A 24059-nucleotide genomic window follows, 5' to 3' on the forward strand; every position below is an offset into this window, starting at 1 on the left:
TAGCAGCCTAGGGCCGTAGAGTTCCCTGCCGAGGGGCGGCTTTGCATAAGGAGTGGGCGGGCGAACCCGCACCGGGTTAGTCAGACCCGGGCGGTGACCCTCTCGGCGGCGGCAATGGCGTCGAGGCGGGTGGCGTCGGACGTGCCGGTGACTACCACGGCGGAGCCACCGGCGGCCAGCGGTGCAAGTACGGTAGCCGCGAAGCTCTCCTTGTCCGTCCACCCCGCGGATAGGAGGCGTTCCGGTGAACCGAGCGGGGCTACAAGCTGGTCGAGTGGTTGGGTTGGCTCGTAGTACTCGTCGCCGTAGAAGCGGACGGTGGGGCCAAAATCCACCGCGCCGGGTGCAACGGTGCCACCAGTTTCTGCCACCCCGCGGCCGAAAGGGTCCTCGGTGACCAGCACGATATCCGCATCCGGGTAAGTAGCGGAAAGCTCCCCATGACGCTCCGGGGTGGTAAACACCGCCTCCGGGGTGCGCGACCTATCCGCTGGGTAGTGAAGATCGGCACCACGCGCCAGGGCACCTATGGCGATCACCGCGCTGTGCCAAGAGACAGGGAGGTCAATCAGAACCGGATCATCCGCCTCGATTTCCAGCTCTTCGGCCAGGAAATTGGCAACCTTCGCCGCCCAGTTCTCCAGCGTCGTGGCGGAGAAATCCATGCGTGCGCCGGTCGTTTCCGTGTAGACGGTCAGGCGAGGGGACGCCGGGTCAGCGTGAATGAGGTGGGATAGGAGTTCCATGGCATCCCATCGTAGGCAAAAGTCCTAGTTCACGCAGCGGGGGCCGTCACCGCCGGCATTAATTTCCGGTGCAACTTCTGCGGTGCCAAAGTCGGCACCCGGGGTGCCCACCTGATTGGTGGGGTCCGGCTGCGCCGCGGCGGATTCGGATGCCTGTGCCTGGGAGGATTCGTCGGTAGGGCCGGCGTAATCATCGGCGGTGATAACGATGAACGTGTCGGGTTCTAGCTCCGCATTGGCGGTGACTGGCAGACCGCCCATTTGCTCGGCGAGCGCAACCACGCGCTCATCGGTTGGGTCGGCGGCGACAATCTGGCTCTCCCAGTACACGCCCGGCATGGCATTACCGGTGTTTTCAACGTTGTAGCCTGTGCCGGTAAGCCAGCCGGACACGCCCGCTGCCAGGCCGGCGATTGAACCGGCGTTAAGCACCTGTAAGTTGATGTCTTCCGCGACCGGCGTAATGCCGGCGCTGTTGCCCTCGCTGTCGTCTGCCGAAGGCTGGGCGGCCGCGGTTTCCTCCTCGGTGCGGGCAAGATCGTCCATGAAAGCATGAACCTCGTCCACGTCGACGGTGACGATGGACTCTCCAAAATCACCCACGCCGTCGATCGAGGTCACCGGGATGGTGGAGAAGGTGACGTTGCCGCCGGCCAGGCCGGCCATCTGGGTGGCAAACCCCATAACGTCCCACCCTTCGTCGATAACCACGGAGCGTTCAACGGCCTTCGACACGTCGGCTAGGGTGGACGGGTTGGTCAGGGTGCCGGTATCAAGCATCTTATTAACCAAGGAGGCCATGTACGCCTGCTGGCGGACGATGCGGTCCAGGTCACCGCGGGGCAGCCCATAGCGCTGGCGCACGAAGGTCAACGCCTTGGCGCCGGAAATGGTTTGGCGGCCGGCCTTGAAGTCCGCACCGGACATCGGGTCATTGACGTCATTATTAAGGCAGACCTCCACGCCGTCCACGGCATCGGTAAGCAGCACAAAGCCCAGCAGGCCGATTTCCGCGTAGTGGTCAACCTCAATGCCGGTTAGCGAGTGAATCTGATCGAGAAGGGCGGCGCGGCCGGCCGCGGTGCCTTCCTGCTCAATTTCTTTATCCGTATGGACCGCGTCATTTCCTGCGGCAACGGCCTCTTCATTCTCCAAGGTCATCTGCTCCACGACCATGTCCTTGTGGGTGGAAAAGACGCCGTTGATCTTCATGTTGCCCAGCTCGCCCTCGTTGACATAGGTGTCACGTGGGATGGACACAGCCGTGGCGCGGGAGCCGTCATTCGGGATGCGGATGAGCATGATGGTGTCAGTATTTTCCTCACCGCCCGCTTCGCCCGCGTTGAGAGAGTCCAATTCCTCGCGGGAGAGGGGATTGCCTTGGGCATCGGTACGTGAATCAGACCCCACCAGGAGGATGTCCATCGCGCCGTCTACCGCGTCCTGCTTGAAACCGGATCCGCCGCCAAGTGCCAAGTTTCCTACGGAGGCCATCTCGCCGCCTAAGCGGCCGATGGCAAGGTAGCCTACTGCTGAAAACGCCAGCACCATCACACTGAGCACGGACACCAGGGCCTTCAGGGGCTTTCCACCTTTTTGCTGCGTGGGCGCAGCCTTGGTAGGGGAGGGCTGAATGTCGCGGCTATGGCGGTGCGGCGCAGAGTGTGCCGAATTATCTGAGTTCACGGTGACTTAAGCAGCTTTCAGGTCCATGGACATATCCCTGACAGTTTAGGCTACATTCCGGCTCCCGCCGGAACCGTCTGGCCCAATGTGGCGAATTAGTCTCTGCTAAGCAGTGTCATAGCGTGGTAACGCGAATACGCGTGGGTAGTCTGTACGCATTGTGAAAGACTCAGTCAAGGCCCCACTAGCCGTAGTAACGGTGACGTATTCTCCGGGCGATTACCTCACATCCTTTCTGGATTCCTTGGAGGCTGCCAGCACCCAAGGAAGCTTCGTGATGCTCGCTGATAACGGATCGACGGACGGTGCCCCGCAGCGCGCCGCCCGGCGCCCCGGGGTGGAGCTTCTAGATACCGGGGGAAACCTTGGCTACGGCGGCGGGATGAATGCTGGCGTGCGAGCTTTAGCCGCCCGCCGCGCGGCCGGCGAGATTGACGCGGATTATGTGCTGCTATCCAATCCAGACGTGGAATTTACCCCGGGCAGTATCGACCGCCTCCTAGAATGCGCGCGAAAGTGGCCGAAGGCCGGGGCGGTGGGCCCGCGCATCGTGGAGCCGGACGGTTCCAACTATCCGTCCGCCCGCGCGGTTCCTAACCTATGGACGGGTATAGGGCATGCGCTCTTTGCCGGCGTCTGGCCGTCAAACCCGTGGACCAAGCGCTACCAACACAATTCAGATATGGATATCCAGAGAACGGCGGGCTGGCTTTCCGGCTCCTGTGTCTTGGTGCGTTGGGACGCGTTTGACGCTATTGGCGGTTTCGATGAGCGCTACTTTATGTACCTGGAAGACGTGGACTTGGGGGACAGGCTTAGCCGCGCGGGATTCGAGAATGTCTATTGCCCGGAGGCGGTCATTACCCACGCCATTGGCCATTCCACCAAGGCAAATTCGGCGGCCATGAAGGTGGCACACCACGAATCGGCGTACCGCTTCCAAGCGGACCGTCATCCCCACTGGTGGCAGTGGCCGGTGCGCCTTGCCCTGCGGATTGGGCTCAAGGCCCGGGCCGCGGTGGTTGTGGCGCGGGAGAAGGCCGCGCCGAATAAGCGGGCTTCCCGAAGCTAGGGCGCTTAAGCAATATAATTTTCACGATATGTAATCAACCAAGGTGCCTTGGCTCTTTGCAGAGCTTCCCCAAGGCGTTACGGAGGAAAATCACTGATGTCTGATGCCTCGGCAGTAGATGCCGTCATTTTGGTGGGCGGGCGTGGCACGCGCCTGCGCCCGCTGACCATTGGTACGCCAAAGCCAATGCTGCCAACGGCAAACTACCCGTTCCTGCAGCATCTTCTGGCGCGCATCAAGGCCGCCGGCATAGATCACGTTGTGTTGTCCACTTCCTTTAAAGCCGAAGTCTTTGAAGAGTATTTTGGCGACGGTTCGGAGCTTGGCCTTGAGATTGAATACGTGGTGGAAGAAGAGGCCTTGGGCACCGGCGGTGGCATCCGCAACGTCTACGACAAGCTGCGCCACGACACGGTGATGGTCTTTAATGGCGACGTGCTCTCCGGCATGGACCTAGGTGGGATTATCAATGCGCACCACGCCAAGGACGCGGATTTGACCATGCACTTGCTCAATGTTGCCGATCCTCGCGCCTTTGGTTGCGTGCCCACCGATGCTGACGGCCGCGTACAGGCCTTTCTGGAAAAGACCGAGGATCCACCAACAAACCAGATCAACGCCGGCTGCTACGTGTTTAAGAAGTCCCTGATCGAGGCCATCCCCACCGGCCGCATGGTCTCCGTCGAGCGTGAGACGTTCCCCGGACTTCTGGAGCAGGGCTACAAGGTGTACGGCCACGTGGATAACTCCTACTGGCGTGACATGGGTCGCCCGGAGGACTTCGTGCGCGGTTCTTCCGATATTGTCCGCGGCATTGCGCCATCCCCATTGCTTGAAGGCCATACGGGCGAATCCGTGGTCTCTTCCTCCGCCGGAGTTCAGGGCGGCGTACTGCTGCTTTCCGGCACTTCGGTTGGCCGCGGTTCTGAGGTGGGCGCGGGCTCCCGCTTGGATGGCACCGTGGTGATGGATGGGGTGACCATCGAACCCGGAGTCGTGATTAAGGATTCCATCATCGCCGCCGGTGTCCATATCGGCGCCAACACGCGCATTCATGATTGCGTGATAGGTGAAGGCGCTTCGATCGGGGCGCGGTGTGAGTTGCGCGGAGGCATGCGCATATTCCCCGGTGTGCAGATCCCCGACGCGGGCCTGCGCTTTAGTTCCGACGCCTAGGAAGGGCGGCTACCGCGCGGCCTCCGCCTGGTCCATGGGCGGGTCGTGGCGGGAAAATCTCATTGCATGGTTTGTCGATGGTGCTGGTAGAAAAGTGGTTTCGGCAATCCGGGGTGGCCTTCGAGGCCTGCGATGCGGATGCGTTCCGATCCCCGAGATGTGGCGGATGGGTAGCGACACGCCGATCCATTCGGCAAATTGTGAACAGCACGGATTGCCACCACAATATGTAGTACCCCCGCTGTGTACCCCATATGGTGCCGCCTTGTGACTCGTGTGACTTAAGTGATTGTTGGCTTGGGGTTTTGTCCGAAACTGAAAAGAAAATCAGATCGCGGGTTGCACATATTTAGTGTTTCGGTGTGTAATCACATCAGTGTAAGAAACATTAATCGGCGCTTCGGTGACCTCAGTTTCCGGCAATGCGCGCAGGGGCCTTCCTAAAAACCTCGTGAGAATTTGAAGAACTTTTGAATTTCATGGGAATTGCGGAGGGCTCGGGCGCACCGGGTGGGTTTTCGCTAGAGTCGGTGCAATGAACAACGGACCAACTACGGAGAAAGGGATGGGCGTGGACAACTTCTCTAACAACGTCATTCTCCGTGGCGGTGCTGCTGCAGAGATGTCACTCGATGAACTCTTCGGTGCCGTCGAGCAGGAATGGCAAGATCAGGCGCTATGTGCGCAGACCGATCCAGAGGCTTTCTTTCCAGAAAAGGGTGGCTCTACCCGCGAGGCAAAGCGCATCTGCAAGGCATGCAGCGTGCGTGACGAGTGCCTTGAATACGCGCTTGAGCATGATGAGCGCTTCGGCATCTGGGGTGGCCTTTCCGATCGTGAGCGCCGCCGCTTAAAGCGAGAGATTGGTTAATCCATCCATCTTCTCTCTTACTTAGGGAATTAAGCGTGAGGCCCTGACCGCATTAACGGTTGGGGCCTTTGTGCTGCGCCGGTTCACCACGAGAAGCGGGGATTGATCTCTACGGGATCCACGTTGAGGTAGTTGGCCACTAGCGCGGTGAGCACGGTTGAGAGCAGCTCCGCCTTCTCCTCGTCGGAGGCGCAGCGCTGTTCAATGGGCATGCGAAAGATAACTAACCTGGCGCGGGTTGGCCGCCCCTGGCGGTCGATGCCGGCGGGAACAATTCGGCCCAGCGGGACCGGCCCGTCAGCGATGATCTCGTCCGGCATGATGGTCATGTCTGAGCGCAGGCGCATGCGAGGGACGGTATCTACGGCCAGATCCAGGCCGGATAATTGCTGCGCGAAGGCATTTTGAATGGGGGCGTACGCGTCTAGGACGGCCAGGTCAAAGGCCTGGGAGCGGGAACGGTGGCGCGGCGTTTGCTGCGCTAATAATGGCCCGCGCATGCCGCGTCCACGCAGGTTGCGGGCGGGGCGCACGTATAAGCGGGCTGCAGTCATGTGGAACAATGTATCGCTTTTCCTGCAATTTTCTGCCCGCGGCGCGCCGGAAATGCTGTTCAAATCTCAAGTAAGCGTTTAGACTTGGGCACCGTGAATGAGATTCGTCGTTGCTCCCGCCCAGGTTGCGGCCGCCCGGCCGTGGCCACACTCACGTATGCCTATTCTGAGCAGACGGCCGTGGTGGGACCCCTGGCCCAGGTGCCTGAGCCGCACTCCTGGGACCTATGCGAGGTTCACGGCGAAAAGATCACGGTGCCAATCGGCTGGGAGATGCTCCGCGTGGACCGCATCGAGCTCGACGATGAGGATGATGATCTGCTGGCGCTTGCTGAGGCCGTCCGAGAGGGTGGCAGGGTGACCACCGGATTAGTGGAGGGCGAGCAGGCGGGTTCCGGCGCTGACCCAATAGATTACAAGGCAACCTTTGATGGGGCCGATCCGTTGCGTTCCAACCACCCGGTTTTCCGCACCCGCCGCGTGGCGAGCGTGAAAAAGGCTCGCCGCGCTCACCTCTCCGTGGTCCCGGACCAGGCGGCGGCGGAAGAAGAGGACTAGTTACGGCCAGAACGGGTTTCTTGGGCGCGAGCGGGCGCCGGATTGCCGTGAATCGGCCGCAGGTGTTCGAGCCGCGGGACGCCGCAGGCTAGACTAAGGGGTTATGCGTACTCGTGAACAGCTCGATGCTGTAATCAAGGCCTATGACGTTAGGGGCGTTGTGGGCGTAGACATTGATGAGAACTTTGTCCGTGATACCGGCGCGGCCTTCGCCTCGGTGCTGCGCGAAGAGGGGGAGACCACGGTAGCCGTGGGCTATGACATGCGCCCATCCTCCCCGGCTTTGGCGCGGGCCTTTGCTGAGGGCGTGAAATCTCAGGGTCTTGATGTGGTTGTGCTGGGACTGACCTCCACCGATGAGCTCTACTACGCCGCTGGCGATATGGGCTGCGCGGGTGCAATGTTTACCGCCTCCCACAACCCCGCCAAGTACAACGGAATCAAGCTTTGCCGCGCCGGCGCGGTCCCCGTTGGGCAGGAGACCGGCCTCGGCGCTATCAAGGACATGTTGGTGGAGGGCATCCCAGCATACGGCGGTAAGCCCGGTTCCATCACCGAACGTGACGTGCTTGACGGTTACGCCCAGTTCCTTCGCGGCCTGGTCGATTTGTCCGCTTCGCGTCCCTTGGTTGTGGCCGTGGATGCGGCCAACGGAATGGGTGGCCACACCGTGCCGGCCGTCTTTACCGGCCTGCCATTCGACGTGCGTGAGCTCTACTTCGAGCTTGACGGCACGTTCCCGAACCACGAGGCCAACCCGCTGGATCCCAAGAACCTGGTGGACCTGCAGGAGTTTGTCCTTAAAGAGGGCGCGGACATAGGCCTGGCCTTCGACGGTGACGCGGACCGTTGCTTCGTGGTAGATGAGAAGGGGCAGCCGGTCTCGCCTTCGGCCATTTGTGCGCTAGTAGCGGAGCGTTACCTGGCTAAGTTCCCAGGCGCCACGGTCATCCATAACCTGATTACGTCGAAGACCGTGCCGGAGTACATCGCCGAAAACGGCGGCAAGGCCGTGCGCACGCGCGTGGGCCACTCCTTCATCAAGGCCCAGATGGCTGAGCATGGGGCGGTCTTCGGCGGTGAGCATTCCGCCCACTACTACTTCCAGGAGTTCTGGAATGCGGACTCCGGCATGCTGGCCGCCATGCATGTGCTTGCCGCCCTGGGTGAGTCTGATAAGCCGCTGAGCGAGCTGATGGCAGATTATGACCGCTATGAAGCATCTGGTGAGATCAACTCCACCGTGGATGATCAGGCGGCCTCCACCCAGGCGGTGCTGGATGCGTTTGCCGGGCGCATTGAATCCGTCGACGAATTAGACGGCGTGACCGTGGAGCTCAAGGGCACCAAGGCGTGGTTTAACGTACGTGCGTCGAATACGGAGCCTCTGCTGCGCCTGAACGTTGAGGCGCCAACCAAGGATGAGGTTCAGGCAATCGTAGAAGAGGCGCTGGGGGCCATCCGCGCCTAAGACCGGTTAGGGGACTAAGCGGGCAGGAACCGCAGTCCCACCAAAACAGCGGCCAAGTAAATCGCCGGAATGGGAATCCGGTTTTACTTGGCCGCTGTTACCTTTTGCCTGTGGTTAAGGGTTTAGCTGTGGGGGCGGCCCCTTAGGCCTCGCGGGAGGCGTTGACCATCTCGTCCCACTCGACGAGCTTCTTGCGCTCGCGGCCTTCCTTCTCGCCCAGGGCCCTTTCCGCGGCCTCAAGCAGCTTGAAGCCGTCCCAGGTGAGGTAGTCGATGCCAGCGGCCTCGAGGACCTCGACGATGTCGGTGTCCGCCTCGTGGGAAAGCTGGCCGGCCTCCGCGTCCTCCAGGAGCTTGGTGATGGTCTCGGTAGCGTCAGACTTCGTGTTGCCGATCAGGCCAACCGGGCCGCGCTTGATCCATCCGGTCGCGTACAGGCCGGGGACAATGGTGCCCTCAGCCTCGTCGAGGACGTGGCCACCGTCATTAGGGATGACGTGCTTGGACTCATCGAACGGCACGCCCTCTACCGCGTCGGAGCGGTAACCCACGGCGCGGTACACGGCCTGCACCGGCCAATCGGTGAATTTTCCGGTGCCGCGAACGTTGCCGTCACCGGTAAGCTCGGTACGTTCGGTGCGCAGGCCCACTACCTTGCCGTTTTCGCCGAGGATTTCCACGGGGTTTTCGAATAGGTGAATCTGCAGCGTGTGTGGCGCCTCCTTGGGCTCGCGGATGGCGTAGCCCTCCAGAATCTGGCAGACCTGATCCTGGTGCTTCGAGGAGGAACGCGCCTCGAGCGATGCCTCGTCGTAATCAATGTCTTCCGGATCCACTACAACGTTGATGGTCGGGGAGTGATCCAGCTCCTTGAGCTCCAGGGGAGAGAACTTTGCCTGCGCCGGGCCGCGGCGGCCGAACACGCGAACCGTCTCGGCCTGGTTGGCCGCGAGGGACTCGTATACGTTGTCCGAAATCTCGGTGACCTTGAGCTCATCGCCGGTCTTTGCGAGGATGCGGGCCACATCGAGGCCCACGTTGCCCACGCCGATGACGGCGACTTCCTTGGCGGAGAGGTCCCAGGAACGCTCAAAGCGTGGGTTGCCGTCATAGAAGCCAACGAATTCACCCGCGCCGTGGACACCGTCCAGGTCGGCGCCGGGGATATCCAGGTCGCGGTCGCCCACGGCACCGGTGGAAAATACCACCGCGTCATAGTGCTTCTGCAGCTCCTCGACGGAGATGTCCTTGCCAACTTCTACGTTGCTCAGCAGGCGAATCTGCTCGGTCTCCATCACGCGGTGCAGGGAGTTGACGATGCCCTTGATGCGAGGATGGTCCGGTGCAACGCCGTAACGGATAAGTCCAAACGGTGCGGGCATCTGCTCGAAGAGATCGATTTGAACATCACCGTTGGTCTTTTTCACCAGGATGTCTGAGGCGTAGATACCTGCTGGGCCGGCGCCGACAACGGCAACGCGCAGAGGGGACATGTAGTTTCCTTTCATGGGCTGGCCTAGAGCCACGTGCTCCTAATAGACCTATTAGTCTACTGCGCACTGTAGAAGGTGCGTTGGAGGTGGCCCTGGCCGGGACGTATGTACGTTGATACGGTCAGTTCATTGAAACGCCTAGAACGTCGAAGCGCAATGTAAGACATTTAAATTCTTGCACCGACGCTCTTGTTCTTGCAGGCTGCGCGTTCTAGGGTAGCAAAGAATATAAAAGTCCAAGCGGTCTATTTTGAATGAACTGACTTGTGCGGTTAGTTTGGCCCGTATCACATATTTACTCATCATCTTTTGTGAGCCCCGTAATAAAACCCGGTGCTTCACTGAAAGGGAAAGACCATGAGCACTACCACCAAGCCGCGTTCGTCCCGCCCTAAGAAGCCAGAAGGGCAGTGGATGATTGATGGGACAGAGCCCCTAAACGATGATGAACGCATCAAGCAGGAAGACGGCGGCCTTGCCGCGCGCCAGCGCATCATAGATATCTACTCAAAGGAGGGCTTTTCCTCCATCCCGGCCGAGGACTTGGCGCCCCGCTTCAAGTGGCTGGGGCTTTATACCCAGCGCAAGCAGAACCTTGGGGGTGATCTCACCTCGAAGCTGGATAACAGCGAACTGCAGGATGAGTATTTCATGATGCGAATCCGCTTCGATGGCGGGCGCGTTAGCCCTGAGCAGCTCCGCGTGGTGGGCGAGATTTCCCGTGATTTTGCCCGCTCCACCGCGGATTTCACGGATCGCCAGAATGTCCAGTTGCACTGGATCCGCATTGAGGATGTGCCTGAAATCTGGGACCGGTTGGAGGCGGTTGGCCTGTCCACCCTGATGGGCTGCGGTGACGTGCCGCGCGTTATCTTGGGTTCCCCGGTCGCCGGCGTGGCCGCCGATGAGATCATTGACGGCACCCCGGCCATCGAGGAGATTGTCAATGACTACTTGATGCGGGACGAGTTCCAGAACTTGCCGCGCAAGTTCAAGTCAGCCATCTCCGGCAACGCGCGCCAGGACATTACCCATGAGATTCAGGACATCGCCTTCGTGGGCATGAATCACCCAGAGTATGGTCCCGGTTTTGATTGCTTCGTCGGCGGCGGCCTGTCCACCAACCCAATGCTGTCCCAGTCCCTGGGCGCCTTCGTGCCCCTCGAGCGCGTGCCGGAGGTATGGGCTGGCGTGGCAGGGATCTTCCGTGACTACGGATATCGGCGCCTGCGCAACCGCGCCCGCCTCAAATTCCTCGTTGCGGAATGGGGCATCAAGAAGTTCCGCGAGGTATTAGAGCGTGACTACCTGGAATCCCCGCTCCAGGACGGCGTCCCGCTGGTGGAAGCGCCTCGTTCCCGTGACCACCTTGGCGTGCATGAGCAAAAGGACGGCAAGTTCTACGTGGGCGTTAAGCCTACGGTGGGGCATGCTACCGGTGAGCAGCTCATCGCTATTGCCGATGTAGCAGAGCGCTTCGGCATCTCACGGATCCGTACCACTCCGTTTAAGGAATTGCTGTTCCTCGACGTGGAGCAGGGCGACATTGAGGCCCTTTCCGCAGCGCTCGATGAGACCGGGCTGTATTCCAACCCGTCGGAGTTCCGCCGCGGGATCATCTCCTGCACCGGCCTGGAGTTCTGCAAGCTTGCGCATGTGACCACCAAGGCGCGCGCTATCCAGCTGGTCGACCGGCTGGAAGACGCCCTTGGCGACCTGGATGTGCCACTGACCATTTCCCTGAACGGTTGCCCCAACTCGTGCGCCCGCACCCAGGTGGCTGACATTGGGCTCAAGGGTCAGATAGTCACTGACTCTGAGGGCAACCGTGTTGAGGGGTTCCAGGTCCACCTCGGTGGAGCCCTGGGGCTCAACCCCGATTGGGGACGCAAGGTCCGCGGGCACAAGGTGATCGCGGATGAGACCGCCGATTACGTCATTCGCGTGGTGACTAAGTACAAGGAACAGCGCCATGAGGGCGAGCAGTTCCGCGAGTGGGTGCTGCGCGCCGACGATGAGGACCTAAAGTAAATGAACTTCCGCAGGAAGCCCAACCCTAACCGCAACCATCCGCTGTACTGTCCGTACTGCGCGGGGACCCAGCTATTTCCGGACGCCGAGAGTGATTTCGCCTGGAAGTGCGTGGAGTGCCTCAGGGTGTTTTCTGTGATGTTTCATGGGCAGGATGATGCGCCATCCCTGCCTACCTCCATGCCGTCTTCCGCCCAAGCGCTGCAGGAATCCCTTCGCAACCGCGGCCACTCCACGGCAAAGGACGCATAAAACCAACGGACGCTAGCCCAAGTTCAAGAAAGGTGGCCGCGCATGACGGCGCTCATCGTGCTTTCCCATGGTTCGCGCCACCCACGCGCGGCCGGCCTCATTGAGCAGCTTGCCCGGGCCGCCCACGGGGGTGCCCCGGAAGCCTTAATCGCGTGTGCGGCCCACCTGGAGTTCAATGACCCTAATCTTGAGCGCTGCGCAGCGCAGGCCCGCGAAGCGGGGGCGAGGCGCGGAATCGTCGTGCCGCTGCTGTTTACGGATGGCTACCACTCCCGGGTGGATGTGCCACGGGCGGTGCGCGAGGCGTCCGCAGCGTCCGGTGTGGAGCTTGCGGCCGCCCCGGGCCTGGGCAGCGGTGAGAGCGTGGCGCGCTGCATCGCCCGGCGAGTAGAGCGCGATGCGCCCGAGTCCTCCCGCGTGGTCCTTGCGGCCGTTGGCTCCTCGGATGAGGCGGCCAACCAGTCTGTGCGCCGGCTCGCCGGGTTAGTAGCCGGGATGACCGGCCGGGGCGGCGTCGGCGTAGTCTTTGCCACCCGCGGCGGGGTGGAGGACTTGATGGACCAGGTGCGGGCGCATGGGCGAGTCCACGTGGTGCCGCTGTTTGTCACCCATGGGTTGCTCCTCGACAGGCTAGTGGCCGCGCGCGCCGATATTGAGGCCGCTACCGGGGGCGCGCTCACTTTCTCCCAGCCCCTGGGCACGGACCTAGCGGAGGTGGTGGCCCGCCGCTTCCGGGAGGCGCTGAGCCGCACGCCCTAAGTTTCCCACCCCCTGACCGCACTGCTTGCGTGCCCACGCCTGTACAAGAGGGTTGGCCGTGCTTATGCAGACAGGCCCGCAACCTCACCTATGACGAACACGGCCGGAGGGGCAATGCGCTCTGCCTCTACCGTGGGGCCCAACTGATCCAGCGTGGTGCGGAAGACCCGTTGGCCGGCCATCGTGCCCTCCTGGATGATGGCGGCGGGGGTGGATGGGGCCAGCCCGCCCTCGGACAAGGCCTGCGCGATGGGGCCGGCATTCTTGACCCCCATGATGACGGATATAGTGGCCCCGGATTGGGCCAACGCGCGCCAATCGACCAGGGAGCGCGGGTGGCCTGGGGGCAGGTGGCCGGAGACCACGGTAAAGGCGTGTACCATCCCGCGCTGCGTGATGGGGACGCCGGCCACGCCAGGCACGGAAATGGCGGAGGTGACCCCGGGAATGACCTCACAGGCAATGCCGGCCTCGCTTAGGGCCTGGAGCTCTTCGAATCCCCGGCCAAACACGTATGGGTCCCCACCCTTAAGCCGGACCACCTTCTTGCCCGCCCGTGCGTTGCTGATGAGCAACTCATTAATTTTCTCCTGCGAGGTTTGGCGTTTGTACGGCAGCTTGGAGACGTCAATGACCTCCTTGCCACTGGGGTCGCACAGCTTCTCGAGCTCGCCGATGGGGCCAAGATGGTCCGCGAGGATAACCTCGGCCGCTTGCAGCGCCCTCATGCCGCGAACCGTGATGAGATCCCACGCGCCGGGGCCTCCGCCAACTAACACAACTGGAGAAGTAGTCATGGCCCCTGACTATAAGCTCCCCGGGCGGCCTCAGCTAACTCACAGCCCCGGGGCTTAAGATGATGGCCATGACCAACTCGTATGATCCGGAGACGGTGCGGTATTTCGATATCGCCCATGAGGGCGCACAGATTCGCGCGATCGCGCAGGCACTGCCGGAAATTGAAAAAGCGGTATCCGGTATCGATCCACGCAGCGTGATCATCCTCGCCACGGATCAGGTATCCCGCGCCTGTGCTGAATTTATTACCTCCGCCCCGACCCCCGCGTCCGGGCGGGCGGTCACCGGCCGCTGGCCCGTCACCGTAGCGTCCGCCCTGCCCGGCTACGTCGGCGCCCTGGACGTAGTAGTAGTCGTGGGCGAGCGCGGTGAGTGCGATTGGGCCTCGCAGGCGCTCATCACGGCGCATAATCGCGGCGCAACCTGCGTGTACGCTGGTCCCGCGGAGGGCCCGCTGGCCGGCGATGTCCCGCAATCAGAGCTGCAGATTCCCGCCCTGCCGGGGGTTGAAGGCTTAAGCCCCGCCCGAGTCATCGCAACCATTTATGCCGTCCTAGCCCTCGCCAACCGGGGCGCGGCAAGGAATCCGGAATTGGCCGGGGTCTTGATGGGCTGGGCCGCGGCCGTGGACCACGAGTTGGAAAACCTCAGCCCCGCGCGTGGTGCCGATATCAATCCTGGACGGGAGCTGGCGCGCTTCGTCGCCGGGGCGTGGTCCATCCATTCCGGTCTAGGCCAACCGCATCCACCGGAGGGGACGCCTACCCTGGGCCAGCGCATCGGCCATGTCGCCGCAGCCCTGTGGTCCGCGCACGGCATCCCCGCCGCGGCGGTGGACACCGCTCAGTTGCCCATGGTGCTAGAGAAATACCATGAGCGCGCGCGGGAGTTGGACGCTGGAACATCGCACGTGGATGACATTTTCCACGATCCGTTCATCGATGGTGAGGCGCCACGGGCGGATTTGGTACCCTTGAAGGTGATTTTGTGGGCGCAGGACAACACTGACCTGCCCCATGCATTGGCTGTTAACAGTATGGCTTCACATAGTGCTGAGGGGCGTTCGGTGACCGGCGAATCCGCTTCCCCAGAGCTTTCAGACATACGCACCGCGTTGTGCCTTATCGCTAGGGCGTACGCGGTGACCGCTTATACGCCGCAGTAAACAGGGAGCGCGCGGGATCGTGGCCCGCGTGTTCCCCCTTAGTCCTGTCCATCGCTGGCCAGCGGTGGTCAACGGCCTCAAGAGTTAGAAGGAAAACGAAACTTACATGCAGTTGCTCGACGCACACGCCCGCCACTACGCGTGGGGTTCACGGACGCTCATCCCTGAGCTCAAAGGGGAGGAGCCCGGGACCCGGCCGGTAGCGGAGCTGTGGTTTGGTGCGCATCCGGCTAACCCAAGCACCATTGGTGATGAGCGCCTAGATGACATCATCGCCGCCGCACCGGAGGCTATGCTGGGTGCGCAGGTGTGCGCGAAGTTCGATGGCCGCTTGCCATTCCTGATGAAAATCCTGGCCGCGGGAGAGCCCCTGAGCCTTCAGGCGCACCCAACCCCGGAGCAGGCGCGCGATGGATTCGAGAGGGAAGATGCCGCCGGCATTGCCCTGGATGATCCGAAGCGCAATTACAAGGACACGTCCCACAAGCCGGAGATTATCATCGCGCTGACGGACTTCTATGCGATGGCCGGATTCCGCCCGCTGGAGCAGACCCGCGAGCTCTTTGCCGCCCTGAACTGCGACGGCCTGGCGCACTACGAATCCATGCTGGTGGACAGCCCGGAGGCGGAAGAGTCCAACCTGCGCGTGCTCTTTACCACCTGGATCACTATTCCGGCGGCCATCCGCACAAAGCTCATTGAGGACGTCACCGTCGCGGCGCACGAGTATGTGGGCTCCGCGGAGCCGGGGGACTGGATCGCGGGAGTCCTGCGGACGGTTATTGCGCTTCAAGAACAGTACCCGGGGGATCCGGGAGTGCTGGGCGCCTTGCTGCTCAATCACATTCAGCTAAGCCCCGGTGAAGCCGTCTATCTCGATGCGGGTGAGCTCCACGCTTACGTGCGCGGCATGGGCGTTGAGGTGATGGCCAATTCTGACAACGTCCTGCGCGGGGGATTGACCTCGAAGCATGTTGACGTGCCGGAACTGGTCAGGGTTTTAAACTTCGAGGCGCTTTCTTCGCCGCGTGTGGAGCAGGAGGACCTATCCCAGCATGAGTCGCTCTCCGGCGGGGCCGCGTGGGGATATCCGGTGCCCATCGATGAGTTCTCCGTCGTCCGCTGCGAGCTAAGCGGGGATGATTCTGTGGAGCTGGCTAGCTCCCGCCCAGGAATCGTCCTGTGCACGGCTGGGCGGACCGTAATCGAACACGCCGATCCGCAGGCTGGTCCGGACCCCGTCACCCTCAGCCCGGGCCAGGCGGTGTGGCTGCCGGCTAACGCCGCGCCGTGCAAGGCTAGCGTGGGTGAGGGCGCCGAAAGCACGCAGCTATTCATAGCCCGGGCTTAGAGTCTTTAACTAAGGCCCACCCGGGCCACTGCAATTCAAGCTGGGCCTGAAAAAGAAGGAATGCCCTTGGAGCGCGAGTCCAAGGGCATTTTTTGATGTCTAGTTCGTTGGCGCGGGCTCGGAGGCAGTGGCAGAAGCCTCAGGCACCCGGGTTTGCGTATCACCGGGCGTTTCGTCTGCGCCATTGTTCCGGTTGGCCCCATCCTCCTGAGGGGATGTGGTAGTTGGTTCCTCCGAAGTGTCAGCGTCCGGTGTGCCGGTAGGTTCCGAATCCCCCGTTGGTTCGGGGTCCTCGCCTGGCTCAGGGGTCTCCGGGGTGACCTCATCCGGCGTGGGGGTTGGGACCGGGGTAGGGGTATCGCCTCCCGAGGGGCGCGTTGGCCTAGTGGTTTCGGGCTCGCGGCCCTCGTCGCGGTCATCGTCCCCGCCACCGATGTTGGGAACCCAAGGGTCGGGCAGGAAGGGCAGATCGAAGGTTGGGAAACCGGGCTTTGGATCGCGTGGCGCCGGCTGGTTCTCCTGAACCTGCGGCTCTGCGGGCTCTGGGGTGTCCGCAGCCGGTAGATCCGCCTCACCCGGCTCAGCGGATCCCGGGGCCTCGGAAATGTTGTCAGGGCGGTAGAAGCGCGTGGGCTCCGGCTGGCTGTTTGGCGCGCCAAGGTAGGCGTTAGGCGCCAAGAATGGGTCATCCGCCAAGGCCTCCGCCGCTTGCTGGCCCATTGCCTGAGTTTGAGAGTTGGAACGGCGCTGGGTAGGTGTGCTTTGCGTTGAGTGGTTACCAGAGGTGGCCTGGGTAGAATGTGATCCTCCGCCGGGCTGCTCAGTCTGTGTGGTGTGCAGCGTGGTAGACATGGCAATATCAGACGCAGAGGGAGACTGTGGAGTGCTGAGACGCCAGACGCTCACGCCAACAGCGGCTGCGGTAAGTAATCCAGCGATGATGAACGTCATCACGCGGCGGGTTTCAGTATTCACCGTCCATCCCCTTTCACTGGTCACAAGATGGTAACGACCATACCATGATGTATATAGATTGAGAACACACCGCTGCTATCCCGCCGCGGCCGGATATTTAACAAAGGAGGATGCTATGAGCACCTGGGATGAAGAAATCTTCACAAATGAAACCAACGTGGATTTTCTCGATGAACTCGCGGGGCTTGATGATGAAGACATCGTAGAGGCGGTCCGCGACGCAGTGATCCTGGCGGCCGCCGGGGACGGCGTTAGTGAAGATGAGCTAAGCAACGGCTACGCCGCAGCGACTATCGCCGCAATCTGGGCGGGCGCGCCCTTTAGCGCCGGTGACGTGGTCTCTAGCTACCCATTCATCCGCGGCCTCGCGGGTTCGGGCGATGAAGAACTTGAAGAAAAGGCCGCCGAACTGCTGGAGGGCGTGGAGGCGGAATACGATTTGGAAGTCTTTATCGAGGCGCTTTCTTAAACAGCTGCTGCAACGGCTACTGCCGCGCCGCTGGCGCGTGAACGCTTAAACGTTCCCACGGGGAATCGCTGCGAAATGCCGGTTGGTTCGGCATTTCGGGTGGTTACGCGAACCCGCCGATAGTGACAAGGTTATCCGGATATTCGATAGGAAATTTTAAACTGTGATTCTCGCCATAGAGGGCATCGACGGTGCCGGCAAAAACACTCTGGTCCGGCGGATTGGCCAGGAACTCGGGGTGACGGTGGAGCTGCTGGCATTCCCACGTTACGAGGAGTCCGTCCACGCGCAGCTGGCGCAGGAGGCGCTCTACGGCCGCATGGGGGATCTGACTGACTCCATTTACGGCATGGCCACCCTTTTTGCCCTCGACCGCCACGGCGCCGTGGAGCGGCTGCGCGCGGCCAAGGATTCCCGCGAACTCCTTATCTTGGACAGGTATGTGGCCTCCAATGCCGCATACTCCGCGGCGCGCCTTGGCGATGATTCCATTATGGATTGGGTGTATGAGCTCGAATTCGGGCGCCTGGGCCTGCCCCGCCCCGATCTCCAGGTGTTCCTGGATACCGATGTATCCCTGGCCGCGTCGCGCGCGCAGTCCCGTGCGGACGCGGATGCCACCCGCGAGCGCGATGAATATGAGAAGAATGCGTCGCTGCAGGCTGATACCGCCGCGGCGTATCGCCGCCTGGCTGAAAAGAACTGGGCGGGGCGTTGGCTAGCCACCGGTGATGCGGATATGATTGTCGAGGCAGTAAAAGAACTGGTTGGGAAGTGACAACGTGGCGCCAAAAATCCTCGTGGTAGATGATGATCCAGCGATCTCAGAGATGCTCACCATCGTCTTGGAATCTGAAGGCCTTCAGCCTATCGCTGTTACTGACGGCAATGATGCCGTGCCGGAGTTTCGCAAGCATGACCCTGATCTGATCCTGCTGGATCTGATGCTGCCCGGGATGAACGGCGTTGATATTTGCCGCACCATCCGCCGCGAATCGGACGTGCCCATTGTCATGCTGACCGCTAAGACGGACACCGTCGACGTGGTTCTGGGCCTGGAATCCGGTGCTGATGATTACATCACCAAGCCGTTTAAGCCCAAGGAATTGGTGGCGCGCATCCGTGCGCGCCTGCGCCGCAACGGCTCCGCCTCCTCCGAAATCATCGAGGTTGGTGACCTCATCATTGACGTCCCTGAGCACACCGTCACCCGCAAGAATGCGGACGGCAGCCCGGGCGTTGAGATTTCCTTGACCCCGCTCGAGTTTGACCTGCTCGTGGAGATGGCCCGCAAGCCGGGCCAGGTGCATGCGCGTGAGGAGTTGTTGGAGTCAGTCTGGGGCTACCGCCACGCGTCCGATACCCGCCTGGTCAACGTGCACGTCCAGCGGCTGCGCGCCAAGATTGAGCATGATCCGGAAGACCCGCAGATCGTGCTGACCGTGTGTGGTGTGGGGTACAAAACGGGTAAGACCGGTAACGGCGAATAAATAGGGGAGCGTGCAGCCATCCTAGAACGGCTTCGAAGCTACGGGGATGCCGTAGGGGAAAAGTGGCGTACTTCCTTGCAGGTACGCGTCCTTGGGTTGATTCTTGCGGCCTCAACGGTGGTCATGCTGATTCTGACCTACGCCCTGATTACCGTTTTGACCCAGCGCCTCGTGGACCAGAAGATCGATGTGGCCAGCCAGGAGCTGGACCGAGCCCGGGTCGCGGTGGAACAGCAGGTCAACGCGACCGGTAGCGCCAATTCCGTGCAGGTCAGGATCAATTCGGCGCGCGCCTCGCTCACGCAGCTCTCCGCCCGCGCGGGAGAAACCCAGGCGGCCTATGAGCCCGTCATCGTGGTGCAAAACAATGACGGCTCAGTTACCACGTCGCCGGAGGGGTTCAGGATCCCCGAGAACCTCCGCACCCTGGTTTCCCAGGACCAAGTGTCCTACCAGTTCATCACCACGGAGCGCTCCGATGGTGGCACGTATAACGCGCTAATCATGGGCACCCCCGCGGAGACCGATATCCGCGGCGTGCAGGTGTACCTCGTGATGTCCATGGAGTCGGAGGAGTCCACCCTGGCCCTGCTGCGCGGCCTGCTGTCCGCGGCGGCGGTGGTCGTCGTCGTGCTCCTAGTCGGCATCGCGTGGCTGGCTACCCAGCAGGTCATTACCCCCATTCGCTCCGCCTCCCGCATCGCCCAGCGGTTTGCGGCCGGCCATTTGCGCGAGCGCATGGTGGTGGAAAGCGAAGACGAAATGGGCAGCCTGGCCGCTTCCTTCAACGACATGGCGGACAAGCTGTCCAGGCAAATCACCCAGCTGGAGGAGTACGGAAATCTGCAGCGGCAGTTTACTTCGGACGTCTCTCATGAGCTGCGCACGCCCCTGACCACGGTGCGCCTGGCGGCGGACATGATCGCGGCGGATCCGGATTCACTGGAACCGGGCCCGCGTCGCGCGTCCGAGCTCATGATCCGCGAGCTGGACCGCTTCGAGGAACTGCTCGCCGATCTGCTTGAGATCTCCCGCCACGATGCCGGTGTGGCGGATCTGTCCTCCGCGCCGATTGACGCGCGCTCCTGCGTCGATTCCGCGTGGGGACAGGTGGAGCACCTGGCGCGGGAATTGGACGTGGAAGTCACCTTAAACCTGCCGGATGAACCCGTCACGGTGGAAGGGGATTCCCGCAGAATCGAGCGCGTGCTGCGCAACCTGCTGGCCAACGCCATCGATCACTCGGAGGGCAAGCCAGTGGTCCTGGACATGGTGGCGAATGAGACCGCGGTGGGTATCGCCGTTACGGACCACGGCGTGGGGCTGAAACCGGGGCAGGAGGAGCTGGTGTTCAACCGCTTCTGGCGTGCCGATGCCTCCCGTAAGCGCCATTCCGGTGGCACAGGCCTTGGCCTCGCAATCGCCCGCGAGGACGCGGCGCTGCACGGCGGCACCCTGGACGCCGTGGGCATGGTGGGGGTCGGTTCGCGATTCCGCCTGATCCTCCCACGCACGCCGCTGGGCCCAATCGAAGAGGAACCGATCGCCCTAGAAATCCCGCACGCGCCGCAGGCTCCCGAGCCCGCTGAGCCGGGCGAAGGCGGGCCGGCTATCGCGGGTATCGCGGAAAGCCCAGGGCTTACCGAACCGGCTTCAGAAACCTCGCCAGAGGAGGGCAAGCCCTATGCCAAACCGGATTGGCGGAAGGACTCGTGATGAAAAGGCCTCTTAAGCATCTTCGCCGGGCGGCCCTGAGCGTCACCGCGTGCGCCGCGGTGGCCTCGCTGGGGGCGTGCTCGACGCTGCCGCGGGATACCAATCCCGAGGTTTTGTACTCCCTTGAAGCGGCCCCGGATGAACAGCCCGCGGTGGGGCCGCAACCGGGGCAGGAGCCGGACCTGCTGCTGCGTTCCTTCTTCACCGCCGCGGCTATCCCGGCGGGCGATTACGAGGCCGCGCGCAGTTTCCTCACCGCCGATGCGGCAAGCAGGTGGAGCCCCCAGGGGGACGTGTTACTCGTCGACGCTATTGACCTGACCACGGTCGCCGGCGCGTCCGAGTCCGACCAGCGCACCTTCGCCGTGCGCGGTTCGGTGATTGGTTCGCTCGCAGGCGGCCTCTACACCCCGCAGACCGGAACCTATGAGGCGGAGATCGAGATGACCCAGGTCGATGGCGAGTGGCGCATCGCGGACCTGCCCAGCGGCGTGGTCATCGAGAGGACCGAGCTGCGCAATCAATACCAGCCGCAGGCGCTGTACTTTTTCGATCGCACCGGCAAGGCCCTGGTCAAGGACCGCCGGTGGCTGTACTCCGGCCAAAACTCGCTCGACGTGGAGCTCATCACGCTCTTAATGCAGGGGCCAAACCGGGATCTAGCGCCGGCAACCCGCACCGTGCTGCCCACCTCCGCGGAGTTTGTGGGCGTGGATGATGGCACCTACACCTTCACCGGGCTCAACGAAATGGGCGAGGATGACCGCCGCCGTTTGGGAGCCCAGATTGTGTGGACGCTATCCAACGCCGGCGTGCCGGGCCCGTACGCCATAGAGGCGGATTCGGCGCCGCTGATCGATGGGCTCGACGAGCTCACCACGGATGACTTTGCCGATGTAAACCCACAGGTGCCGGCGAACTCGGTCGCGCCGCTGTATGCGGTCAATGACGGGCGCATACTGAGGGTGACCGGTAATTCGGCCGAGCCCGTCGAGGGGCAGCTGGGCGTTTCGGACGATATCCAATCCGCTGATGTTTCCGCCGCCGGAACCGTGGCCGCCGTGCGCTCGGCGGGGGATGAATACCGCCTGTACTTTGGCGACGTTGGCGGCCAGATCGATCGCTCGCTGTCCGGGGAGACCTTGTCCCGCCCCACGTTCGAAATCGGTGGCGAGGCGGCCTGGACCGTGGTCAACGGCGAGACCGTTGTGCGCGTGGTCCGTTCCTCGAATGGTCAATTAGCCGAGACTGAGGTCAATACCGCGGAACTTGAGGATATTGACGGTGAAATCTCCGTCCTGCGCCTTTCGAGTACCGGTGCCCGCGTGGCCATGATCATTGGCGGCAAGATTTTCACCGGCATGGTGGAAAGGCAGTCCTCGGGCGAGGTACGCATTGTCAATGTGCGTGAATTCGCCCCGGAGCTGGGCGGCACCGCCCTAACGCTCGACTGGCAGCCCGATGGCTCCATCGTGGTCGGCACTTCCGCTCAGGAATCCCCGGTCTGGCGCGTGGAACAGGATGGCTCCTCTGTCTCGGCGCTTCCGTCCGGCAATGTCACCGCGCCGGTAGTGGCCATCGCGGCGTCACCGTCCACGGTCTACATCACGGACACGAGGGCAATGCTGCAAACGCCTTCCACCGATTCTGACACTGCGTTCTGGCGCGAGGTGCCGGGCCTGCAGGGAGTGCGTTCCGCGCCTATTGTGGCTAATTAAAAGGCCGTTTGACAGGGGAGGCGGGCAAGGCGCGCGATGTTTGGCTTGGGGGAGCTGTTGTTCCCGCGCGAATGCGCGGGATGCCGGGTAGCCGGGCAGTTGCTGTGCGCCGCGTGCCGCGAGCACCTGCGCAGCGCGCCCCATCCGGTGGTCCGGCCACGGGACCTTGGGTTCCCGGTCTTCGCACTCGGACCGTATTCGGACGTGCGCCGCAACATCATCATTGCCATGAAGGAGCGCGGCCACCAGGAAATCCGGCACGTGATGGGTGAGGTCTTCGCCGCCGGGCTCGCACACCTCCAGGCGCGGGGAGCCTTGCCCTATAGCTTTGCCCTTGTGCCCGCGCCAACCCGCGCCCGATCCGCACGCCTTCGCGGCGGAGATCCCGTGACGGCTATGGCTTTAACGGCCGCGAAACGCTTGCCGGGGGTAGAGGTTGGGCGATACGTTGAATCTTCTCGAATCGCGCAGGATCAGTCTGACCTTTCGGCCGGTGGGCGCTGGTTAAACATGGATAACGCCGTGAAAATACGCGCCGGTGCGGTGATCGCCCACCGCGATATTGTGCTCATGGATGACGTGGTTACAACCGGTGCAACCCTTGCCGCTACGGGCAGAAAATTGCAGGCAGAGGGGGTAAAAGTGCGGGCTGGTTTGGTGCTCGCGGACGCGTAAGTCACATGGGGGTAGTTCTGCGAAGTTGTGGGCAGCGGTTATGACCACTGGTAGAATGGCGGTTGTCACACACGGTGGGAAACGAAACCGGTGCACCACGTCTCTAGGGATAGAAACGGGGACTTTATACCCCCCTTTCGGTGCGCAGGGAAGTTTCTTACGAATGTGAGTCCACATACCCCCAGGGGATACGTTGGGCATGAGCCCCGCCCCGCGATTACAGGGAGGCACGTCATGACCGAACCACAGGTCGACACCACCGCACAGGTCACCATCACCGGACGCAATGTGGAGGTGCCAGATCACTTCGCAGAGCGCGTGAAGAGCAAGCTGGCCAAGATTGAGCGTTTGGATCCAACCCTGACTTTCTTTCACGTTGAGCTCAAGCATGAGCCAAACCCACGTCGCGATTCTGAGTCTGACCGCATTCAGATCACTGCTACCGGCAAGGGCCACATCGCCCGCGCGGAGGCCAAGGAAGATTCCTTCTACGCCGCTCTCGAGACCGCCCTCGCGAAGATGGAGCGTTCTCTGCGCAAGGTTAAGGTTCGCCGCGAGACGGTGAAGTCCGGTCACCGCGCACAGAAGGGCACCGGCGAGCTAGCGGCCGAGTTCGTGGCCGAGGCGGAAGCAAAGCGCACCGAGGCTCAGCCGGAAGACCGTTATGTTGACCCATACGCTGAGACCATTGAGGAGCAGCGCCCAGGCCAGGTGGTTCGCACCAAGGAGCACTCCGCTACGCCTATCACTGTCGATGAGGCGCTGAGCGAGATGGAGCTCGTGGGCCATGACTTCTACCTGTTCATCGACAAGGAAACCAACCGTCCTTCCGTGGTCTACCGCCGTCACGCCTTCGACTACGGCTTGATCGTCCTGTCTGAGGACGCCGAGGGCTAGATTTCGCCTTACCTGCCGGTTTGAAACCTGGCGGGTAGGCTCCCGCCACATTCGTGAAGAAACCGCCGCCCCGCTAGGGGTGGCGGTTTTGCGTTACGCGTACAATGGCGGGGAGTTAACTACATTCTTAGTCGCGA

At 62.1% G+C, this 24059-nt stretch carries 23 protein-coding genes; 17 read left to right on the forward strand and 6 right to left on the reverse strand.

Going from position 1 to position 24059, the window contains the following annotated elements:
• Positions 1–80 precede the first annotated feature (80 nt).
• Positions 81–746, reverse strand: coding sequence for a TIGR03089 family protein (locus tag CENDO_RS02750; protein WP_136140675.1), 666 nt, complete (start codon positions 744–746; stop codon positions 81–83).
• A gap of 24 nt (positions 747–770) precedes the next feature.
• Positions 771–2297 (reverse strand): LCP family protein, encoded by a 1527-nt coding sequence (locus CENDO_RS02755; RefSeq protein WP_246014408.1) that lies wholly within the window; start codon positions 2295–2297, stop codon positions 771–773.
• 292 nt (positions 2298–2589) lie between these two features.
• On the opposite strand from CENDO_RS02755, the gene CENDO_RS02760 reads away from it, so the two are divergent.
• The 3 genes from CENDO_RS02760 to CENDO_RS02770 all read left to right on the forward strand — a co-directional run bounded on the left by CENDO_RS02760 (position 2590) and on the right by CENDO_RS02770 (position 5551).
• Positions 2590–3504 (forward strand): glycosyltransferase family 2 protein, encoded by a 915-nt coding sequence (locus CENDO_RS02760; RefSeq protein ID WP_136140676.1) that lies wholly within the window; start codon positions 2590–2592, stop codon positions 3502–3504.
• A gap of 96 nt (positions 3505–3600) precedes the next feature.
• On the forward strand, positions 3601–4680 hold the full coding sequence (gene manB / locus CENDO_RS02765) for a mannose-1-phosphate guanylyltransferase (RefSeq protein ID WP_136140677.1): 1080 nt from the start codon (positions 3601–3603) through the stop codon (positions 4678–4680).
• Between the two features lie 622 nt (positions 4681–5302).
• A complete protein-coding gene (locus tag CENDO_RS02770) occupies positions 5303–5551 on the forward strand; it encodes a WhiB family transcriptional regulator (protein WP_210726582.1) in 249 nt (82 codons plus the stop codon).
• 83 nt (positions 5552–5634) lie between these two features.
• Here CENDO_RS02770 and CENDO_RS02775 read toward each other — a convergent pair whose 3' ends face one another.
• Positions 5635–6105 (reverse strand): metallopeptidase family protein, encoded by a 471-nt coding sequence (locus CENDO_RS02775; protein ID WP_136140678.1) that lies wholly within the window; start codon positions 6103–6105, stop codon positions 5635–5637.
• A gap of 93 nt (positions 6106–6198) precedes the next feature.
• Here CENDO_RS02775 and CENDO_RS02780 point away from each other — a divergent pair, with 93 nt between their 5' ends.
• Both CENDO_RS02780 and CENDO_RS02785 read left to right on the forward strand, forming a co-directional pair.
• Entirely contained in the window at positions 6199–6663 is a 465-nt protein-coding gene (locus CENDO_RS02780; protein ID WP_136140679.1) for a DUF3499 domain-containing protein, read from the forward strand.
• Positions 6664–6766: 103 nt separating this feature from the next.
• Complete coding sequence (locus CENDO_RS02785; RefSeq protein ID WP_136140680.1) at positions 6767–8134, forward strand: phosphomannomutase/phosphoglucomutase; 1368 nt, start codon at positions 6767–6769, stop codon at positions 8132–8134.
• Positions 8135–8276: 142 nt separating this feature from the next.
• Here the strand turns inward: CENDO_RS02785 and CENDO_RS02790 are convergent, their stop codons facing one another.
• Entirely contained in the window at positions 8277–9626 is a 1350-nt protein-coding gene (locus tag CENDO_RS02790; protein ID WP_136140681.1) for an FAD-dependent oxidoreductase, read from the reverse strand.
• Positions 9627–9983: 357 nt separating this feature from the next.
• Here CENDO_RS02790 and CENDO_RS02795 point away from each other — a divergent pair, with 357 nt between their 5' ends.
• The 3 genes from CENDO_RS02795 to CENDO_RS02805 are packed head-to-tail and all read left to right on the forward strand — an operon-like array spanning position 9984 to position 12668.
• Positions 9984–11657 (forward strand): nitrite/sulfite reductase, encoded by a 1674-nt coding sequence (locus CENDO_RS02795; RefSeq protein WP_136140682.1) that lies wholly within the window; start codon positions 9984–9986, stop codon positions 11655–11657.
• Positions 11658–11909: a hypothetical protein gene (locus CENDO_RS02800; RefSeq protein WP_136140683.1), complete on the forward strand. Its 252-nt coding sequence runs from the start codon at positions 11658–11660 to the stop codon at positions 11907–11909.
• Between the two features lie 42 nt (positions 11910–11951).
• Positions 11952–12668 (forward strand): sirohydrochlorin chelatase, encoded by a 717-nt coding sequence (locus CENDO_RS02805; protein WP_136140684.1) that lies wholly within the window; start codon positions 11952–11954, stop codon positions 12666–12668.
• 62 nt (positions 12669–12730) lie between these two features.
• Here CENDO_RS02805 and cobA read toward each other — a convergent pair whose 3' ends face one another.
• Positions 12731–13465, reverse strand: coding sequence for a uroporphyrinogen-III C-methyltransferase (cobA, locus tag CENDO_RS02810; RefSeq protein ID WP_136140685.1), 735 nt, complete (start codon positions 13463–13465; stop codon positions 12731–12733).
• Positions 13466–13533: 68 nt separating this feature from the next.
• On the opposite strand from cobA, the gene CENDO_RS02815 reads away from it, so the two are divergent.
• Both CENDO_RS02815 and manA read left to right on the forward strand, forming a co-directional pair.
• Complete coding sequence (locus CENDO_RS02815) at positions 13534–14631, forward strand: exopolyphosphatase (RefSeq protein WP_136140686.1); 1098 nt, start codon at positions 13534–13536, stop codon at positions 14629–14631.
• 106 nt (positions 14632–14737) lie between these two features.
• Positions 14738–15982 (forward strand): mannose-6-phosphate isomerase, class I, encoded by a 1245-nt coding sequence (manA, locus tag CENDO_RS02820; protein ID WP_136140687.1) that lies wholly within the window; start codon positions 14738–14740, stop codon positions 15980–15982.
• 99 nt (positions 15983–16081) lie between these two features.
• Here the strand turns inward: manA and CENDO_RS02825 are convergent, their stop codons facing one another.
• Positions 16082–16957 (reverse strand): hypothetical protein, encoded by an 876-nt coding sequence (locus CENDO_RS02825; RefSeq protein ID WP_136140688.1) that lies wholly within the window; start codon positions 16955–16957, stop codon positions 16082–16084.
• A 115-nt stretch (positions 16958–17072) separates the two neighbouring features.
• Here CENDO_RS02825 and CENDO_RS02830 point away from each other — a divergent pair, with 115 nt between their 5' ends.
• The 7 genes from CENDO_RS02830 to hpf all read left to right on the forward strand — a co-directional run bounded on the left by CENDO_RS02830 (position 17073) and on the right by hpf (position 23922).
• Positions 17073–17426 carry a DUF4259 domain-containing protein gene (locus CENDO_RS02830; RefSeq protein ID WP_136140689.1) on the forward strand — a complete coding sequence of 118 codons (354 nt, stop codon included), beginning with the start codon at positions 17073–17075 and terminating at the stop codon, positions 17424–17426.
• A gap of 163 nt (positions 17427–17589) precedes the next feature.
• Positions 17590–18204 carry a dTMP kinase gene (locus CENDO_RS02835; RefSeq protein WP_136140690.1) on the forward strand — a complete coding sequence of 205 codons (615 nt, stop codon included), beginning with the start codon at positions 17590–17592 and terminating at the stop codon, positions 18202–18204.
• 4 nt (positions 18205–18208) lie between these two features.
• On the forward strand, positions 18209–18916 hold the full coding sequence (gene mtrA, locus CENDO_RS02840) for an MtrAB system response regulator MtrA (protein ID WP_136140691.1): 708 nt from the start codon (positions 18209–18211) through the stop codon (positions 18914–18916).
• A 75-nt stretch (positions 18917–18991) separates the two neighbouring features.
• Positions 18992–20632 carry an MtrAB system histidine kinase MtrB gene (mtrB, locus tag CENDO_RS02845; protein WP_246014353.1) on the forward strand — a complete coding sequence of 547 codons (1641 nt, stop codon included), beginning with the start codon at positions 18992–18994 and terminating at the stop codon, positions 20630–20632.
• Positions 20632–22350: an MtrAB system accessory lipoprotein LpqB gene (lpqB, locus tag CENDO_RS02850; RefSeq protein ID WP_136140692.1), complete on the forward strand. Its 1719-nt coding sequence runs from the start codon at positions 20632–20634 to the stop codon at positions 22348–22350. Before mtrB ends, lpqB begins: the two co-directional genes overlap by 1 nt.
• 36 nt (positions 22351–22386) lie before the next feature.
• On the forward strand, positions 22387–23025 hold the full coding sequence (locus CENDO_RS02855; RefSeq protein WP_136140693.1) for a ComF family protein: 639 nt from the start codon (positions 22387–22389) through the stop codon (positions 23023–23025).
• Positions 23026–23259: 234 nt separating this feature from the next.
• Positions 23260–23922, forward strand: coding sequence for a ribosome hibernation-promoting factor, HPF/YfiA family (gene hpf / locus CENDO_RS02860; protein WP_136140694.1), 663 nt, complete (start codon positions 23260–23262; stop codon positions 23920–23922).
• The last annotated feature ends 137 nt before the right edge of the window (positions 23923–24059 follow it).

Source organism: Corynebacterium endometrii (assembly GCF_004795735.1).
GTDB lineage: Bacteria > Actinomycetota > Actinomycetes > Mycobacteriales > Mycobacteriaceae > Corynebacterium > Corynebacterium endometrii.

Excerpts from the sequence above, each read along its gene's own strand:
- CENDO_RS02755 (WP_246014408.1), bottom strand. The coding sequence starts at position 2,297 with ATGGTGCTGGCGTTTTCAGCAGTAGGCTACCTTGCCATCGGCCGCTTA.
- CENDO_RS02805 (WP_136140684.1), top strand. The coding sequence starts at position 11,952 with ATGACGGCGCTCATCGTGCTTTCCCATGGTTCGCGCCACCCACGCGCG.
- hpf (WP_136140694.1), top strand. The coding sequence starts at position 23,260 with ATGACCGAACCACAGGTCGACACCACCGCACAGGTCACCATCACCGGA.
- CENDO_RS02815 (WP_136140686.1), top strand. The coding sequence starts at position 13,534 with ATGACCAACTCGTATGATCCGGAGACGGTGCGGTATTTCGATATCGCC.
- CENDO_RS02830 (WP_136140689.1), top strand. The coding sequence starts at position 17,073 with ATGAGCACCTGGGATGAAGAAATCTTCACAAATGAAACCAACGTGGAT.
- CENDO_RS02750 (WP_136140675.1), bottom strand. The coding sequence starts at position 746 with ATGGAACTCCTATCCCACCTCATTCACGCTGACCCGGCGTCCCCTCGC.
- CENDO_RS02855 (WP_136140693.1), top strand. The coding sequence starts at position 22,387 with ATGTTTGGCTTGGGGGAGCTGTTGTTCCCGCGCGAATGCGCGGGATGC.
- CENDO_RS02770 (WP_210726582.1), top strand. The coding sequence starts at position 5,303 with ATGTCACTCGATGAACTCTTCGGTGCCGTCGAGCAGGAATGGCAAGAT.
- CENDO_RS02795 (WP_136140682.1), top strand. The coding sequence starts at position 9,984 with ATGAGCACTACCACCAAGCCGCGTTCGTCCCGCCCTAAGAAGCCAGAA.
- lpqB (WP_136140692.1), top strand. The coding sequence starts at position 20,632 with ATGAAAAGGCCTCTTAAGCATCTTCGCCGGGCGGCCCTGAGCGTCACC.
- manB (WP_136140677.1), top strand. The coding sequence starts at position 3,601 with ATGTCTGATGCCTCGGCAGTAGATGCCGTCATTTTGGTGGGCGGGCGT.
- manA (WP_136140687.1), top strand. The coding sequence starts at position 14,738 with ATGCAGTTGCTCGACGCACACGCCCGCCACTACGCGTGGGGTTCACGG.
- CENDO_RS02785 (WP_136140680.1), top strand. The coding sequence starts at position 6,767 with ATGCGTACTCGTGAACAGCTCGATGCTGTAATCAAGGCCTATGACGTT.
- cobA (WP_136140685.1), bottom strand. The coding sequence starts at position 13,465 with ATGACTACTTCTCCAGTTGTGTTAGTTGGCGGAGGCCCCGGCGCGTGG.
- CENDO_RS02775 (WP_136140678.1), bottom strand. The coding sequence starts at position 6,105 with ATGACTGCAGCCCGCTTATACGTGCGCCCCGCCCGCAACCTGCGTGGA.
- CENDO_RS02790 (WP_136140681.1), bottom strand. The coding sequence starts at position 9,626 with ATGTCCCCTCTGCGCGTTGCCGTTGTCGGCGCCGGCCCAGCAGGTATC.
- CENDO_RS02800 (WP_136140683.1), top strand. The coding sequence starts at position 11,658 with ATGAACTTCCGCAGGAAGCCCAACCCTAACCGCAACCATCCGCTGTAC.